We start from the raw sequence: 1,116 nt of genomic DNA, 5'->3' as shown, positions 1-1,116 counted from the left end.
GGCCCCGCCGCCGCCGCGGAAGCCACCGCCGGGGCCACCCGGACCCCCAGGGCCGCCCGGCCCGAAGCGCGGCGCCTCGCCGCCGCCGGGGCCAGGTTCGCCCGCGCTTGACCCCGCCGCCGCCTGCGGCCGCTCCGATCCGGGCGGGGCGCTGGGCGTGGTGACGTCGGCCGCCGCGGGTTCGGGCCGCTCGGCCGGCGGCTGCGGCGCCGCACCGGCTCCACCGCCGCCAGCCCGCGGCCCCGCCCCGGGCCCGAACCGCCGCTGCGGCTGAGGGCCGAAGGGCCGCGAATAGTTCAGGCCCCAACGCAGGCTCTCGGTCTTCGTCTCGGCGAAATTCACCGGCCGGTAGTCCACCTGGATCAGGTCGCCCGCCGCGTTGCGGAGGAACCGGTCGGGGAAGGCCGCCTCGATCTCGGCCGTGGCCGCGGGGAAGGTGGCGATGGGGTTCTCGGTGCGGCTGCGCACATAGTTGGCGCTGAGGGTCAGGTCCTGCTTCGTGAACGGCTTGAGGGTCAGGCCCACCTTGGTCACGTGGCGCTGGTCGCCCACCAGGTCGGCGTTGCCGCCGTCCAGGCGCAGCACCTCCACCGTGCGGCCGGTGGCGTAGTCGAAGATGCGCGCCGCCTCGGTGGTCACCTGCGGCCCGCCCAGCTGCGCCATGGTCGGCGCCCCGTCGTCGCGGCTGTGCGAGACGATCAGGCTGACCCCCGTCATCGGCCGCCAGTTGGCGCCCACGCCCACGGTGGTCAGGGTGCCGAAGTCGGACAGCTCGTTCACCGCGGCATTGGCGTTGACCGACAGCTCGCCCAGGAACGGCAGGAAGTCCTTCTTGCGGCTGGCCAGGGGCACGTCGACGCTGCCCTGGGCGCTCAGGGTATTGCGCGACAGGTCCGCATCGCTCTCCACGCCCAGGCGCAGGGTGTCCGACTTCAGCCAGCTCGCCGCCTCGCCGATCTTGATCGAGGTGCGCACCGGCCCGGCCGGCAGGTCGAAGGCCGGGCCTGCGGCCACGCCCTGGACGTTGAAGCCGTCGCTCACCGACTGGGCCTTGTTGCGGCCCCGTTCGGCCAGCAGGGCCGGGGCCCAGGGGCCGAACGGCGAGCCGGCGGTTCC

1 pseudogene is annotated in these 1,116 nt (G+C 75.1%); it reads right to left on the bottom strand.

Going from position 1 to position 1,116, the window contains the following annotated elements:
* Positions 1-1,116: pseudogene (locus AX721_RS28105) on the bottom strand (TonB-dependent receptor); the annotation flags it as partial.

The sequence above is a fragment of the Phenylobacterium sp. CCH9-H3 genome, assembly GCF_001557235.1.
Taxonomy (GTDB): Bacteria; Pseudomonadota; Alphaproteobacteria; order Caulobacterales; family Caulobacteraceae; genus Phenylobacterium.
This window is presented reverse-complemented; position numbering and strand designations above follow the sequence as displayed.